The sequence below is a fragment of the Nocardiopsis sp. NPDC050513 genome (genome assembly GCF_044457925.1).
Lineage (GTDB): Bacteria > Actinomycetota > Actinomycetes > Streptosporangiales > Streptosporangiaceae > Nocardiopsis.
Window position 1 is genome coordinate 1 of sequence record NZ_JBITHK010000013.1, and the last position, 13,808, is coordinate 13,808.

Genomic DNA, 13,808 nt, shown 5'->3' on the forward strand with positions numbered 1-13,808 from the left:
GACGAAAGACTCTTGTTCTCTGTTCGGCGTGCCATGACCGTGTCCACGGGAGTGAAAAACCTGCGGTTAGCGCGGTGTGAGTTACTGGAGAGCTAAGTGCCGGGAAACTGGCATGCGTGGTTCGGAGGGAGGTCGCTCGGAAAAGGGTCTGCAAATGGCAGATACCTCGCCGGGCGGCCAACCCTATGGCAATCCTTTTGTTCAACGGGTGAATTGCTGGCCACGACCTCGGGCGGTAGTCAACCGTCGCGAGGTCTTTTTCAGTTGTTGGGTAGGAGAATAGGGGATGGGGAGGGTGGGTGCGAACTTTTCCGCGAAATCGTGGGGAGGAAGTTCGCGATGAGGGTTGTCGGTCCAGGTCAGGGTGTGTGTTCGAACGGGTGGGTTTTATTGGGCGGGGGAGTCGGAAGAATCCCGGTTGTCTGGAATGAAGGGAAATGTTCTTCGGCGGTACGCACGTGGGTCGCGGGCACGGGAAAGGGGTGGCGCCCCTGGGAAGCGCCACCCCTGCTTCTTTGTGAGAACTATTCACAGAGCGGCCGTGTCCGCCGGTGCCGCGCACCGACGCCGGGCCGCGGCCGCGCGGTCAGTCGTCGGCTGAGCCGAACCACGTCCGCAGGTGGCCGACCAGGTCCCGCTGGTCCTCACCGACCCACGCCACATGGCCGTCCGGCCGCAGCAGCACGGCGGGCGCCTCCAGTTCCTCGCTGGTGTCGACGACGTGGTCGACCCGGTCCGTCCAACCCTCGACCGACAGCCCGCAGGTCTGGTCGAGGAGGAGTCCGCGCCCGCCGTGCGTCAGCCCGTACAGTCGGCCCCGCTTCAGACCGAGGTCGCGCAGCCGCCGGCCGAGCAGGTCATGGCCCTCGCCGAAGTCGTAGCGGACCCCGATCGCGGTGACCTTCCCGATCAGGTACCGGTTCACCTCCTCGATGCCCATCAGTTCCGACAGCAGCGTGCGGACCGACTGGGGACCCGGCTCGGGGGACAGCAGCACCATCTGCGCGCGGGTGTTGTCCAGCACGTCGGCGGCCACGGGGTGCCGTTCGGCCTGGTAGCTGTCGAGCAGCCCGTCCGGAGCCCAGCCGTTGACCGCGGCGGCCAGCTTCCAGCCGAGGTTGAACGCGTCCTGCACGCCGAGGTTGAGCCCCTGGCCGCCGGTCGGCGGGTGGATGTGCGCCGCGTCCCCGGCCAGGAACACCCGGTCGACCCGGTAGCGCTCGGCCTGCCGGGTGGCGTCACCGAACCGGGACAGCCAGCGCGGTGAGTGGATGCCGAAGTCGGTGCCCGCGAAGGCCCGCAGCTGCCGCTGGAACTCCTCCAGGGTCGGCGCGGTCGCCCGGTCCTCGGCCACGCCGTCGGCGGGCACGATGACGCGGTGCACCCCCTCCCCGATGGGGACGGCGCCGAAGCGAAGGTGGGTCTTGCGGACCTCGGCCGTCACGGAAGCCAGCGTCTCGGGATCCTCGGTCAGCTCCATCTCGCCGAGCAGGGTCTCGACCTTGGCCGGCTCGCCGGGGAACGCGACGCCGATCCCCTTGCGTACCGTGCTGCGGCCGCCGTCGCAGCCGACGAGGTAGCGCGAGCGCAGCCGCGTGCCGTCGGCGAGTTCGGCCGTCACGCCGTTCCCGTCCTGGCTCACCCCGACCACTTCGCTGCCGCGCCGGATCTCGACGCCGAGTTCGGCGGCGTGCTCGGCCAGCAGGCGCTCGGTGTCCTGCTGCGGGATGGCGAGGACGTAGGAGTGCGCGGTGTCCAACCGGTCGGGCCAGGGCCTGTCGATGGCGGCGAAGAAGCCGCCGGTCACGATCTGCCTGCCGAGCGCGAGGAAGCGGTCCAGCAGGCCGCGCTGGTCCATGATCTCGATACTGCGCACGTGCAGACCCTGGGCACGGGACTGCTTGGTCGGTTCGGTCAACGTCTCCAGCACGACCACGCGCACGCCGTGCAGCCTCAACTCACTGGCCAGCATCAGGCCGGTCGGCCCGCCGCCGACCACGATCACGTCGATCATGTACCCCCCCATGTGTCGCATTCCAGCCAGGTTCGCGGGTCTCGATTTCCGCGGGTTCCGGCTTCGGCTGGAGATTGTGCAACACGACCTGGGTCTTGCCGCAAGCCCCGGGGTGCGCTATACATTAAGAGTGGCAGGGAGTGAATTTTTCTCCTTGCCTTTGTTTTTTCCGGCCGACAGTGACGTGCCGCACTCGTGCCGTGCCCCCCGCCGCGTGTCGGCGGGTCGTGGGCATGGGGGTCGTGGGCATGGAAGAGGGGCGGCACCCCCGCCGGGATCCGCCCCCTGAGGTCCGCTGCTAGCCGCGCTGTCTGAGGGTGTCGAGCAGGGCGGTCCACTCCCCGCTGGGGAAGCGGAGGGAGCCGAGGTCACGGTTCTGGGTGTCGCGCATGGCGATGGTCGAGGCCGCCAGGACGCCACGGGCCTCCACGCATTCGCCGCCCTTGCCGTTGCTGTAGCTGGACTTGGTCCAGCGCTCGCTGATCATGGGAGTGCTCCTCGAATCTCTTCCATCCGCGCCCGTGAGTCGAGGACGGGGAGGGCGGCACTCCGAAGGTCGGCGAACACTCGTTCGTAGTTCTGCACGAGCTCGGGCTCCTTGATGGGCAAGCCCACTTCCCGCCCCTCGATGTAGGCGAAATCACCGCTGTCGGGGACGGTCATCAGTCTAAAGGAGCCGTCCAGACCGGGGTGTCCCTCGGTCATCATGGGCACCACCTGGATGGTGATGCGCGGCCGGTAGGACAGCTCGACCAAACGGTTGATCTGTGCTCGCATCACCCCGGGATCGCGGAAGGTGCGATAGAGGATGCTCTCGTCTAGGACCACGGTGAACACAGGAGGGTGCGCTCGTTCCAGGATCTCCTGCCGGTGCATACGCACTGCGACCATCTCGTCGATCTGTTTGGGTGGGGCGTGAGGAAGGGCCAACTGGGTTATGGTCCGGGCGTAGCACTCCATCTGGGCTAGTCCGGGGATGATGCCCATTGCGTACTGTCGGATCTCCGTGGCGGATCGCTCGTACTCCGCGATCTCTCGGAAGTAGTCAGTCATCCCAGTAGGAGAGAAGTACGCGTCCCAGGCGCTGACAAGTGCTCCGTGAGCGATAAGGGCACTGTCCAGTCGCGCCACGTAGTCACGCGTCGCCCCTTTTGCGCCGGTCTCAAGTTCGCTGACTGCGCTCTGCGAGACGGCCGCCGATTTGGCCAGCTACTGTTGCGTCATCCCAGCTCGGTTGCGGTACTTGCGAAGCAGAGCCCCGAACCGCTGCTTTGCGGGATCGCTATTCATCGTTTCCTCACCGCCAATATCGCCGAGTGATCGCATCTCATCGCAGGCAATACGAATGAGATCGACATTTGCGATTACCCTAGACTAGGTGCCCGAAGTGCTGCGACGCTTTCTGGAAACGGCGTTGCGACCTGCGTGAACGGTATCCATCGTGCAAGGTCGTGCATTCACGCATACCCCCGAAAACGGGACGCAAGGGAGCACGGTGAACACGGTGGCCTGGCACGTGAGCGATGACCACGCGCAGTATCGCGCCGCCGAACGGCTGCACGAACGGCACCGCCGCCTGTGGTGGGTCATGTGGGGCCCCGGAGCACGCCGGTACTTCGCCTTCTACCAGGGCGACGCCGACGTCGAACCGATCCGCGCCGCGTCGCCGGAGGCCCTCGAACAGCGGATCCGTCGAGCGCAGTCGGCGATCTCCCGCACGCATCCCGCGTCCTACTGGCGCTGCCCGGTTGCCGGATGCGCATGGACCTCGGTCAACGCCATGTTCCACAGCCCGTGCCCGCTGCCCCCTGCGGCGCGGCACTGACCCGTCGCATCAGACGTGCGCCTCGTTCTCAGAGCGCTCCCAGCCACAGACCCAGGAAGCCGCCCATGCCCCCGCACGCACAGGCCGACCGCCCACCCCTGCCCCGCCGCCACCGCACGCGGATGAACCCGCCTTCTCCGACCCGCACGCCGGTCCCCGACCACGACGGGGAGCCCCTGCCCGACGACGACGGCCTGCGCGACCTCGCCCGGGCGGTGCGGGCCCTGATCGAGCGCCGCCCGGACGTGGCCCAGACCTCGGGCGAACCCTTCCCGATCCCGGGTGCCGTGGCGTCCCTGGCGGAGGTGCACCGCCTCGCCCTGAGCATCGGCGCGACGGAGGAGGCCGCCGACATCCACCGGCTGATCGACTCCCTCCGGTCCCTCCCCGCCCTGCTCGGACACGGGGACGCCGCCAGCGCCTAACATCCAGGACATGCGCATACTCGTGGTCGAGGATGACGACCGGGTCGCGCGCGGTCTGGTCACCGCGCTGCGATCGGCCTCCTTCGACGTCCACCGGGTCGCCACGGCCGAACGCGCCCTGTCGGCCCCGCCCGCCGACGTCGTCCTGCTCGATCTCGGCCTCCCCGACGCCGACGGCATCGACCTCCTGCGCCGACTGAGGGAGCGCCCCCAGACGGCGATCATCGCCGTGACCGCCCGGGGCGAGGAGCGCGAACGGGTACGCGGCCTGCGGGCGGGCGCGGACGACTACGTGGTCAAGCCCTTCGGCGTCGCCGAACTCCTCGCCCGCATCGACGCCGTCCTGCGCCGCACCCGGGTCGCGCGCGGCGAGGCGAGCGACACCGAACCGGCCGTCGGCGTCGGCCCCCTGACCCTGGACCCGGGCACCCGCGAGGCCCGCATGGGCGATCGCGAGTTGAACCTCACCCGCAAGGAGTTCGACCTCCTCGCCCTGCTGGCGTCGCGCTCGCCGTCGGTCGTCGCCCGCGACCAGATCCTCGACCAGGTCTGGGGCGCGTCCTGGGAGGCGTCGTCGCGCACCTTGGACACCCACATCGCCTCGCTGCGCGCCAAACTCGGCTCGGCGGTGCGCATCCGCACCGTGCGGGGCGTCGGCTACCTGCTCGACGAGGCGTGACGCCGTGCTCCGACGTCTGATCACCCTGCTGCTTCCGGCCGTGTTCGTCCTGGTGGCGGCGGTCGCCGTGCCCATCGGCGGGGTGATCGCCCAGCAGCGCACCCAGAACGTGTACGTCGACCTCCTCGCTGACGCGGGCCGGTTCGCGGCACTGGCCAGGACGGCGCTGGAGACCGACCGGACCGACGCCCTCACCCAGGAGATGGCCCGCTACGAGCACCTGTACGGCGTCCCGGCGGCGATCGTCGCCCCGGACGGGCAGGTGGTCGGCGGTTCGGGGAGCGTCGAACGGCTGGAGGACGTGATCGCGGGGGTGACCACGCGGACGGGCATCACCGCCGCCATGGCGGGCGCGCGCCCGGAACCGCCCGGCGCGGTCTGGCCGTGGACGACCGATCCGATGGTCATCGCCGAACCCATCGGCCGGGACAGCGAGGTCGTCGGCGTGGTGGTGCTGGTCGCGCCGACGGAGCGGCTGGCCTCGGACGTGCTCACCGCGTGGGGCTGGATCGCCGCGGCCAGCCTGGTGCCGCTGGCGCTGCTGACCGCGTCGGTGCTGCCGCTGTCCCGGTGGGTGCTGAGGCCGATCCGCCGCCTCGACGCCGCCACCACCGCGGTGGCCTCGGGCGACCTCGACGTGCACGTCGACGCCGCGGGCGGTCCGCCCGAGCTGCGGCGTCTGACGGAGTCGTTCAACACGATGGTGGAGGTCGTGCGGCGCGCCCTGGACCGACAGCGCGCGTTCGTCTCCGAGGCCTCCCACCAGCTGCGCAACCCCCTGGCGAGCCTGCGGCTGGCGGTGGAGAACCTCGCTCCGCACCTGAGCGGCCCCGAGGCGCGGGAGGCGCACGAGGTCGCGATCGACGAGGCCACGCACATGCACCGCATGCTGAACTCGCTGCTCGCCGCCACCCGTCTGGAGAGCGTGACGGGCACGGAGGCGGTCGAGCTGGCGGAGGTGCTGGGCACGCGCGTGGACCGGTGGCGGGCGCTGTGTGAGACGCGCGGGTTCGCCCTGGTCACGGACGTCCCGGAGGGGGTGTGGGTGCAGGCTCCGGCGGGCGGTCTGGGCAGCATCCTCGACGAGCTGGTCAGCAACGCGTTCCGGCTGTCGGGGGGAACGCGGATCGAGGTGCGGGCGGAGACCGAGCGTGGCGCGACGGGGGAGGGGGACCGGGTGCGGATCGGGGTGTTCGACGACGGCGTCGGGCTGACGGAGGAGGAGCGGCGGTCGGCCGTGGACCGGTTCTGGCGGTCGTCGCGGCACCAGAACGTGGAGGGCACGGGGATGGGGCTGGCGATCGTCGCGGACCTGGCCCGGGAGGCGGGCGGGGAGCTCCTGCTGGAGGGGGGGTTGGCGGAGGGCGGTCACCCGGGGTTCGGCGCGGTGCTCGCGCTCCCTGCGGCGTCGCCGGAGTAGGGCCCGTCTGGAAGGGGACCTGGACTCCTGAGCGGTGGCGGTGGCGTCCCTGGTCAGATCGGCTTGTTGTCGCGGAACCAGCGCTCGGCCCCCGGGTGCAGGGGGACGTCCCCGGTCGATATCCCGGTGCGGACGTTGATCTGGGCCGCCTCCGGCCGGGTGGCCGCCAGCCGCGCGGAGCGGGTGAACAGGGTGTCGGTGACCAGGTAGGCGAGGTCCTCGTCGAGATCGCTCCGGCACAGGAGCAGGTTGGGGATGGACAGGGTCGGCGTCGTGGGCACGCCCTCGTAGGTGGTGGCGGGGATCGAGGCGGGGAAGTACGCCTCGGGGTAGGACTCCGCCAGCACGTCGGCGGCGTCGCTCAGGTCGATCAGGCGCACGGTCCTGCGCAGCGCCAGGCTCGCGATGGCCGGGGTCGGGATCCCGGTCAGCGAGAGCATGGCGTCGAGCTCGCCCTGGCTCACCAGGTCGGCGGAGTCGGCCTGGTTGAGCAGGACGGCGTCCATGGTCAGCCCGAAGGCGTCGGCGAGCCGCGTGGTCGTGAACTCGGTGCCGGACTCGGGCGCGCCCAGGGACACCCGCAGCCCCTCCAGGTCGGCGAGCTCCCGCACGGGTGAGTCGGCCATGACGAGCAGGTGCAGGAAGCTGTCGTAGACGCGGCCGATCGCGGAGATCCCCTCGTCCTCGGTCACCTCCTCCGCCGTCACCAGGTCGAGACTGGCCAGTCCCAGCTGCGCCTCACCGGAGGCGAGCAGCCGCAGGTTGTCCAGGGACGCGCCGCTCTCCACGGACCGCACGTCGGTCTCCGGCATCCGCTCGCCCAGGATCTGCGCGAACGCCCCGCCGATCTCCCGGAACACCGCGCCGGGCGGCCCGGTCGCGATCACCAGCTCCGGCGGTGCGGGCACGCCACCGCGCCCGCACGCGGTGAGCCCGCCGACGGCGGCGGCCGCCGCGCCGACCAGCACGCTCCGCCGGTCCGGTCCCCTCACTCGCATATCCGCAGCCTAGACCCAGGTGACCACGGGCGGGGCGGACGCACGCGAGCCCTCGGATGACGGTGTGTGCCGCCTCGGGTGCGCACGGTGCCGCAATGTCAGGGGAATCCCAACTCTTCCTCACGTGGATTGCAGGTCACGTACCCACGTGACCACCATCACTCCATCAGGACCGTGTCATCGCAGGGAAACCTCCGGGCAACAGCGCCGTCGCTCCAGGTTTCGCCCGGCGGGTGCACAGCACCGACAGCCACACCCCCCGCCCGCACAGGAGGAACACCATGGCCACCGACGACCCCGGTGTCGGCACACGCGACAGCGTGCCCGTCTCCCAGGAACCCGCTCCCGGGGGTTCCGTCTCCCCGGACAAGGACCGCGCCAGCGGCAACCGCGAAACCAACCCGCTCCCCCGCAGGATCGGGCTGGTCCTCGGGCCGGTGCTCGGTCTGCTGACCTACTTCCTGCTGCCCGACATGCCGCTGCCGCTGCCCGACGGCGCGGGCATGGGCGACCTCGCGGTCAACGGCCGGATGGTCGCGGCCATCACCGTGTTCATCGCGACCTGGTGGGCGACCGAGGCCATCCCGATCCCGGTCACCTCGTTGCTGCCCCTGGTGGTCTTCCCGATCCTCATCGAGGGCACGGACGTGGCCGACGTCGCTCCGTCCTACGGATCGGCCACCATCTTCCTGTTCATGGGCGGATTCATCCTGGCTCTGGCCATGCAGCGGTGGAACCTGCACAAGCGCATCGCACTGACCATCGTGTCCAAGGTGGGCTCCAACACCGTCGGGCTCGTCGGCGGGTTCATGGTGGCGACCGCGTTCATCTCGATGTGGGTCTCCAACACGGCCACGACCGTGATGATGCTGCCGGTCGGGTTGTCGGTCATCGCCCTGATCACCCAGTTCCGGGGCGGTAGGACCGACGCGAACTTCGCCACCGCGCTCATGCTCGGCATCGCCTACGCCGCCTCGATCGGCTCCGTGTCCACTCTCATCGGCACCCCGCCCAACGTGCTGATGGTCGCCTACCTGGCGGAGTTCCACGACATCACCATCGGGTTCGGCCAGTGGATGATCGTCGGCCTCCCGATCGCGGCCGTCTTCCTCTTCCTCGCCTGGATCCTGCTGGCGCGCCTCCTCTTCCGCCCCGGGGTCAGGCGGATCGAGGGCGCCCAGGACCTGATCCGCGAGGAGCTGCGCCAGATGGGGCCCATCTCGCGGCCGGAGAAGCTGGTCCTGGCCCTGTTCACCGCGGCCGCGCTGGCCTGGATCTTCGTGCCGATGCTGGCCCAGAGCGAGGCCGTCAGCGGCGTGCTGCCGTGGCTCGGCAGCATCACCGACCCCGTCATCGCCATGGCCGTGGCCATCGCGCTCTTCCTCATCCCGGCCGACCGGAACACGCGCCTGATGGACTGGGACACCGCGGTCAAGCTGCCGTGGGGCATCCTGCTGCTGTTCGGCGGCGGCATCGCGATCTCCGGCCAGTTCACCTCGTCCGGCCTGAGCGCCTGGATCGGCGGTCAGGTCTCCGCTCTCGGCGGGGTGCCGGTCTGGGTGCTCGTCCTGTGCGTGACCGGGATCGTGCTCCTGCTGACCGAGCTCACCAGCAACACCGCCACCACGTCGACCTTCCTGCCGGTCCTCGGCGGCATCGCCGCCGGGCTCGACGTCGACGTCCTGGTCCTGGTGGTCCCGGCGGTCATGGCCGCGTCCATGGCGTTCATGCTGCCGGTCGCCACGCCGCCCAACGCCATCGCCTTCGGGTCGGGCTACGTCAACATCAACCAGATGATGCGCGGCGGCGTGTTCCTCAACCTCGCGGCGCTGTTCGTCATCCTGCTCGGGATGTACGCGCTCGCCGGGTGGGCGCTGGGGATCCCGTTCTAGGGGCGCTCGGGACCCCCTCCCAACGGGGTCGGGCACGCGTCCCGGGGTGATCCGCCCCACCGGGTCACCCGGTCCGCGGGGACGTCCCCGACCCGAGGGGCGGCCCGGCCGGACGGAACTCCCTACTCCCTCCCGGACCGTCCGGACCAGGCCGCCCGTTCCCAGGGCCGTGCACGGCGACCACCGTGCACGGCCCCTTCGCGTGTACGGAACCAAAGATATTCCTTGACACGAATATTCTCCATGGAGAATACTTCTCGGCATGGACGAACTCCTCGCCGCACTGGCCGACCCGGCCCGGTGGCGGCTCGTGAACCTGCTGGCCGAGCGGCCCCGGTCGGTCGGCGTCCTCGCCCGGCTCGCCGGGGCGCGCCAGCCGCAGACCACCAAACACCTGCAGACCCTGGAGCGTGCGGGGGTCGTCGTCTCCCAGCGCACCGGTCAGCGCCGCGTCTACGCGCTGCGCCCCGGTCCGCTGCGGGACCTGGCGTCCGCGCTCGGGCGGCTCGCCGACGCCACGGAGCGGGCCGACGGCCCCCAGGCCGCCTTCGACCGCTACGGGCTCAGCATGGGCACCGAGCGGCTCGCGGCCGAGGAGGGGACGGGGTGGGCGGACGGGCGCTCGTTCGGGTTCCGCCGCGCCCTGGCGGGAGACCCGGAGACGGTCTGGCGTCACCTCACCGAGGCGTCCCTGCTCGCCCGGTGGTGGACGCCCGAGAGCCTGCGCACCTCCGAACTCGTCTTCGAGGCGCGCCCGGGCGGTCGGATCCTCCAGGAGTACCGCGACGCCGAGGACACGGACGGATCCGAGCCGGTCGCCGGGCGCGCGGAGGGGGTCGTCGAGGAGACGGTCCCCGGTGAGCGCCTCCTCTACCGACTCTCGCCCCTGCTGCCCGACGGCGGCTCCGCCTTCACCGCCCACGTCGCCGTCACCCTCCGGACCACCGGGACCGGGACCGATCTCGACGTCGGCTACCGGATCACCGACAGCACGGTCGAGTCCGCCGACTTCGTCGCCGGCATCGAGATCGGCTTCGGCCAGTGCCTCGACCAGCTCGCGGCGCTCATCGCCGCGGACACACCCGACACCGACAGCACCGACAGCACCGACAGGAGAAGCCCATGGGACGACTGATCGTCAACACCGCCATGACCGTCAACGGAGCCTTCGAGGCGCCGGCACCCGCGTCGAACGGCGGGTGGCTGGTCACCGACCCCGACAGCATGCGGGCCTCGCTGGAGATGTGGCGGGCGGCCGACGCCATGCTGCTCGGCCGCAGGACCTACGAGGGACTGTCCACGGTGTGGCCCGGACTCGCCGGCGTTCCGGGGTTCGAGGCGTACGCGGCCCGGATGAACGGCATGCCCAAGTACGTCGCGTCCCGAACGCTGAGCGCGCCGCTGGAGTGGAACGCCACCCTGCTCGACGGGGACCTCGCCGACGCCGTGAGGGCGCTCAAGGAGGAACACGACGGCGACATCGTCCATCCCGCCGCCGGTGAACTCGCCCGCGACCTGATCGCCCGCGGCCTGGTCGACGAGTTCTGGTTCACCGTCAGCCCGTACCTGTGGGCGACCGGGCCGCGGATCCTCGACGGCATCGGGCCCGTCCGGCTGGAGTTCACCGGCGCCACGACCTTCCCCTCGGGTGTGGTCCGCCTCTGCTACCGGCCCGCCCCGGACGGCGCGTCCTCAGCCGGATGACCGCCGGGGCCATGCAACGCGGGGGCACGGGATCCCGTCTGAGGGGGAGCGGGGCGGTACGCCGCCGAACTTCGCAAACTGGACAATGAAGACATGACCCACTGGCTCCTGCGCAACGGTCTCACGAGCTTCCTCACTCTGCTGCTCGGTCTCGGGATCGTCGCGCTCCCCACCCTCGCGGTCGCGGCGACCGCCCCGGACGGCACGGTCGAACTGGAGGCCTACCAGGCGGCGGGGCCGTGTTCCTCGGCTCCCGCCGGGCCCTCCGACTGCCTGTGGACGGAGGAGCTCACCGTGTCGGATGTCCACCTGTCGCGTCGCGGCCACCGGAACGACTCGACCACCACGGTCCTGACCGGCGACGACGGCGCGGAGTGGGAGTCGGCCTATGCCCAGCGCGGCCCCGTCGTGCCCCGGCTCGACGAGGGCGACCGGGTCACCGGGACGGTCTGGCGCGGCCGGCTGACCGGGATCGCGCTCGGAGACGACTTCCAGGAGACCCTCGACGCCCCGTACGACGGGCGGACCCGGGTGCTCATCGGCGCGCTGATCGCCGTTCCCACCGGCCTCCTCCTGGCGGCCACGGGCCTGTGGCGACTGGCCCGCCTCCACGAACCCGGGCCGACCGACGGGATGGGCGCGACGATGAGCCTCGCCGTGGCGGTGTTCTTCATCGGGCTGGTCTCCCCGGTCCTGACGAGCGGTCTGGGCGAGAACCTCTGGGCGGTCCTGGCCGTCTGGCTGCCGCTGAGCGCGCTGGCGGCGTTCGGGTTCCGCCTCTCCGTCACCCGCAGGCGGGCCCGGGCGGCCGAGGGAGCCGAGGGTGCGGACGGATCCGCGGCGCCCTAGACCGGGATGTGCCGCAGCGCGGCCTCCACGCGCACGACCAGGTCCCGGGCGAAGGACTCCTCCTCCTGGCGCCGGAAGATGTACAGCCACGCGAACACCGGCCCGAGGATCAGTGAGTGGGCGAGGTCGCGCTCCGGCGGCGCCTCGATCTCGCCCCGTGCGACCGCCCGGTCCAGGGCGGCCCGTACACACGCCCGCTCCCGGGCGAGGAAGGTCTCCTCGAACCGGTCGGCCAGGGCCGGATCGCCCAGGAAGTCCGAGATCAGACCCGGGGCGGCGGCCCGGGCGGTCGGGGTGCCCAGAGTGTCCAGGATCTCCCGGACGAGCGCGGTCAGGTCGGCGGTGAGCGACCCCCCGTCGGGCGGCGGCTCCAGGTCCACGTCGTGGACGGCGGCGGCGAAGACCAGTTCGTGCTTGGAGGCGTACCGGCGGTAGATGGCCGCCTTGCCCACCCCGGCCGCCGCCGCGACGGCGTCCACGGTGAGCCTGGAGTAGCCCTGATCGGCGAGCACCCCCCTGGTCGCGGCCAGGATGGCCTGGTCGACCCGTTCGTCCCTGGGACGTCCCGCCATCAGAGCGCCGCCTCCGCCCGCATGGGGCCGTCGCCCGCCCGGGCCGCGCGCCGTGCCTGGACGATCAGCAGGACGGCGGGAATCCAGAGCAGGGGGAAGGGCGAGGGGAACATCGCGCCCGCCACCGTGCACCAGACGGCCAGCGTCCACGCGACGACGGCCGGGGGGACGATCCCCCGCAGGCCCATCCACCGGATCACCAGGCCCAGCGTGGCCAGCGGCACCCCGAAGGACCCGACGGTCAGCCAGAACGCCCCCAGCGTCGGGGCCGGGGAGGCCAGGCTCCCGCCGACGCCCCACAGCGTGCCGGTGAACCAGCCGGGGACGTGGGCGGCGGTCAGGATGAGGCCGATCACGGTGTGGGCGACACCGAGGACCGTGACGCACCATCCGGCGACCACGACCGGGCGCAGCGGTGCGGCGGCGTCGGGGGCGGCCGCGCGGGCGGAACGGGTGGGGGTCATGACGGCTCCTTTATGGAACGATCCGTTTCGGAACGACTTGTCTCGTAATATGCCATGCCCCGGGACGTCCGCCCACCCGACCCCCCCTCAACGGCCGCCGCCCCGCCCGACCAGGCGCGAAACGCGGCGAAACACGGGGAAACACAGGCTTCACGGCGCGACATGGCTTCCGAAACACGGTGTTCCTACCGTCGGGCCCCATGGACACACCGATGTATACACGGCCCGGCCCGGGGAGCGACGGAACGGCCACCTCGCGTCGGGACCGGGTCTACGCCCTCATGCGCGAGGAGGTCCTGAGCGGGCGGATCGGTCCCCACACCCGCCTTGGCGAGGTCCGTCTCGCCGAACGCTTCGGCGTCTCCCGGACCCCCGTCCGCGAGGCCCTCGCCCGCCTGCACTCCGACGGCCTCGTCGAGCGGCGCGAGAACGGCTTCTACGCCACCGTTCCCAACCTCGCCGAACTCCGGGATCTCTACGAACTCCGGGTCACCCTCGAACTGCGCGGCATCGCCCGCGCCATAGAGGACCCCACCGTCGTCCACGACCCCGGGATCCTCGCCGCCGAGCTGGAGCGCTGGGAGAAGCTGCGGGCCGATCCCCCGGCCCCCGACCCCTCCTTCGTCCTCCTCGACGAGGAGTACCACGCCGCCCTCTCCCGGGCCTCCGGCAACCGCGCCCTCACCGAGTCCCTCGTCTCCGTCAACCAGCGCATCCGCCGCGTGCGCATGTACGACTTCCTCACCGAGGACCGGATCACCTCCACCATCAGCGAACACATCCAGATCGTCGAGCACCTCCTCGCCCGCGAACTGGACTGCGCCTACCGCGCCATGCACGACCACGTGGGCGCCTCCATGGAGGTCGTCCTCGAACGCGCCCAGCGCGCCCTGACCCAGATGGCGCTCCACTCCGACATCCTGTGACCGCGAACCTCCTCCCGGCGCTCTGACCTGGGAGAGAAGG

At 71.0% G+C, this 13,808-nt stretch carries 15 protein-coding genes; 9 read left to right on the top strand and 6 right to left on the bottom strand.

The features are described from left to right. Nucleotides 1-586: 586 nt before the first annotated feature. From rox to ACIBFB_RS21280, 3 genes are all read right to left on the bottom strand, one after another. Nucleotides 587-2,014, bottom strand: coding sequence for a rifampin monooxygenase (rox, locus tag ACIBFB_RS21270; RefSeq protein WP_397232716.1), 1,428 nt, complete (start codon nucleotides 2,012-2,014; stop codon nucleotides 587-589). 298 nt (nucleotides 2,015-2,312) lie between these two features. Next, nucleotides 2,313-2,501: a DUF397 domain-containing protein gene (locus ACIBFB_RS21275; RefSeq protein WP_397232718.1), complete on the bottom strand. Its 189-nt coding sequence runs from the start codon at nucleotides 2,499-2,501 to the stop codon at nucleotides 2,313-2,315. Beyond that, complete coding sequence (locus ACIBFB_RS21280) at nucleotides 2,498-3,067, bottom strand: DUF5753 domain-containing protein (protein WP_397232720.1); 570 nt, start codon at nucleotides 3,065-3,067, stop codon at nucleotides 2,498-2,500. Before ACIBFB_RS21280 ends, ACIBFB_RS21275 begins: the two co-directional genes overlap by 4 nt. A gap of 463 nt (nucleotides 3,068-3,530) precedes the next feature. Here ACIBFB_RS21280 and ACIBFB_RS21285 point away from each other — a divergent pair, with 463 nt between their 5' ends. The 4 genes from ACIBFB_RS21285 to ACIBFB_RS21300 all read left to right on the top strand — a co-directional run bounded on the left by ACIBFB_RS21285 (nucleotide 3,531) and on the right by ACIBFB_RS21300 (nucleotide 6,363). Next, on the top strand, nucleotides 3,531-3,839 hold the full coding sequence (locus tag ACIBFB_RS21285; RefSeq protein WP_397232722.1) for a hypothetical protein: 309 nt from the start codon (nucleotides 3,531-3,533) through the stop codon (nucleotides 3,837-3,839). A gap of 65 nt (nucleotides 3,840-3,904) precedes the next feature. Next, entirely contained in the window at nucleotides 3,905-4,264 is a 360-nt protein-coding gene (locus ACIBFB_RS21290; RefSeq protein WP_397232724.1) for a hypothetical protein, read from the top strand. A gap of 10 nt (nucleotides 4,265-4,274) precedes the next feature. Further along, entirely contained in the window at nucleotides 4,275-4,943 is a 669-nt protein-coding gene (locus ACIBFB_RS21295) for a response regulator transcription factor (protein ID WP_397232726.1), read from the top strand. Nucleotides 4,944-4,947: 4 nt separating this feature from the next. Then, the gene (locus ACIBFB_RS21300) at nucleotides 4,948-6,363 is read left to right on the top strand and encodes an ATP-binding protein (protein ID WP_397232728.1); all 1,416 of its coding nucleotides are present in this window, start codon (nucleotides 4,948-4,950) and stop codon (nucleotides 6,361-6,363) included. Nucleotides 6,364-6,416: 53 nt separating this feature from the next. On the opposite strand, the gene ACIBFB_RS21305 is transcribed toward ACIBFB_RS21300, so the two are convergent. Beyond that, complete coding sequence (locus ACIBFB_RS21305) at nucleotides 6,417-7,361, bottom strand: TAXI family TRAP transporter solute-binding subunit (RefSeq protein ID WP_397232730.1); 945 nt, start codon at nucleotides 7,359-7,361, stop codon at nucleotides 6,417-6,419. Nucleotides 7,362-7,642: 281 nt separating this feature from the next. Between ACIBFB_RS21305 and ACIBFB_RS21310 the strand changes: the two genes are divergently transcribed. From ACIBFB_RS21310 to ACIBFB_RS21325, 4 genes are all read left to right on the top strand, one after another. Then, complete coding sequence (locus ACIBFB_RS21310) at nucleotides 7,643-9,253, top strand: SLC13 family permease (RefSeq protein WP_397232732.1); 1,611 nt, start codon at nucleotides 7,643-7,645, stop codon at nucleotides 9,251-9,253. 262 nt (nucleotides 9,254-9,515) lie between these two features. After that, the gene (locus ACIBFB_RS21315) at nucleotides 9,516-10,388 is read left to right on the top strand and encodes a metalloregulator ArsR/SmtB family transcription factor (RefSeq protein WP_397232734.1); all 873 of its coding nucleotides are present in this window, start codon (nucleotides 9,516-9,518) and stop codon (nucleotides 10,386-10,388) included. After that, entirely contained in the window at nucleotides 10,376-10,957 is a 582-nt protein-coding gene (locus ACIBFB_RS21320; protein ID WP_397232736.1) for a dihydrofolate reductase family protein, read from the top strand. The genes ACIBFB_RS21315 and ACIBFB_RS21320 overlap by 13 nt, the downstream gene beginning before the upstream one ends. Before the next feature lie 93 nt (nucleotides 10,958-11,050). Continuing rightward, nucleotides 11,051-11,806 (top strand): hypothetical protein, encoded by a 756-nt coding sequence (locus ACIBFB_RS21325; protein ID WP_397232738.1) that lies wholly within the window; start codon nucleotides 11,051-11,053, stop codon nucleotides 11,804-11,806. Here the strand turns inward: ACIBFB_RS21325 and ACIBFB_RS21330 are convergent. Together ACIBFB_RS21330 and ACIBFB_RS21335 are read right to left on the bottom strand one after the other, a co-directional pair. Then, on the bottom strand, nucleotides 11,803-12,378 hold the full coding sequence (locus ACIBFB_RS21330) for a TetR-like C-terminal domain-containing protein (protein WP_397232740.1): 576 nt from the start codon (nucleotides 12,376-12,378) through the stop codon (nucleotides 11,803-11,805). The two genes, ACIBFB_RS21325 and ACIBFB_RS21330, sit on opposite strands and share 4 nt — an antisense overlap. Continuing rightward, complete coding sequence (locus tag ACIBFB_RS21335; RefSeq protein ID WP_397232742.1) at nucleotides 12,378-12,842, bottom strand: DUF6463 family protein; 465 nt, start codon at nucleotides 12,840-12,842, stop codon at nucleotides 12,378-12,380. The genes ACIBFB_RS21330 and ACIBFB_RS21335 overlap by 1 nt, the downstream gene beginning before the upstream one ends. A gap of 200 nt (nucleotides 12,843-13,042) precedes the next feature. Here ACIBFB_RS21335 and ACIBFB_RS21340 point away from each other — a divergent pair, with 200 nt between their 5' ends. Then, nucleotides 13,043-13,768: a GntR family transcriptional regulator gene (locus tag ACIBFB_RS21340; protein WP_397232744.1), complete on the top strand. Its 726-nt coding sequence runs from the start codon at nucleotides 13,043-13,045 to the stop codon at nucleotides 13,766-13,768. The last annotated feature ends 40 nt before the right edge of the window (nucleotides 13,769-13,808 follow it).

Coding starts and splice junctions, on each gene's coding strand:
- ACIBFB_RS21280 (WP_397232720.1), bottom strand. CDS start 3,067: ATGACTGACTACTTCCGAGAGATCGCGGAGTACGAGCGATCCGCCACG.
- ACIBFB_RS21275 (WP_397232718.1), bottom strand. CDS start 2,501: ATGATCAGCGAGCGCTGGACCAAGTCCAGCTACAGCAACGGCAAGGGC.
- ACIBFB_RS21290 (WP_397232724.1), top strand. CDS start 3,905: ATGCCCCCGCACGCACAGGCCGACCGCCCACCCCTGCCCCGCCGCCAC.
- ACIBFB_RS21335 (WP_397232742.1), bottom strand. CDS start 12,842: ATGACCCCCACCCGTTCCGCCCGCGCGGCCGCCCCCGACGCCGCCGCA.
- ACIBFB_RS21330 (WP_397232740.1), bottom strand. CDS start 12,378: ATGGCGGGACGTCCCAGGGACGAACGGGTCGACCAGGCCATCCTGGCC.
- ACIBFB_RS21295 (WP_397232726.1), top strand. CDS start 4,275: ATGCGCATACTCGTGGTCGAGGATGACGACCGGGTCGCGCGCGGTCTG.
- ACIBFB_RS21305 (WP_397232730.1), bottom strand. CDS start 7,361: ATGCGAGTGAGGGGACCGGACCGGCGGAGCGTGCTGGTCGGCGCGGCG.
- ACIBFB_RS21320 (WP_397232736.1), top strand. CDS start 10,376: ATGGGACGACTGATCGTCAACACCGCCATGACCGTCAACGGAGCCTTC.
- rox (WP_397232716.1), bottom strand. CDS start 2,014: ATGATCGACGTGATCGTGGTCGGCGGCGGGCCGACCGGCCTGATGCTG.
- ACIBFB_RS21310 (WP_397232732.1), top strand. CDS start 7,643: ATGGCCACCGACGACCCCGGTGTCGGCACACGCGACAGCGTGCCCGTC.
- ACIBFB_RS21325 (WP_397232738.1), top strand. CDS start 11,051: ATGACCCACTGGCTCCTGCGCAACGGTCTCACGAGCTTCCTCACTCTG.
- ACIBFB_RS21340 (WP_397232744.1), top strand. CDS start 13,043: ATGGACACACCGATGTATACACGGCCCGGCCCGGGGAGCGACGGAACG.
- ACIBFB_RS21315 (WP_397232734.1), top strand. CDS start 9,516: ATGGACGAACTCCTCGCCGCACTGGCCGACCCGGCCCGGTGGCGGCTC.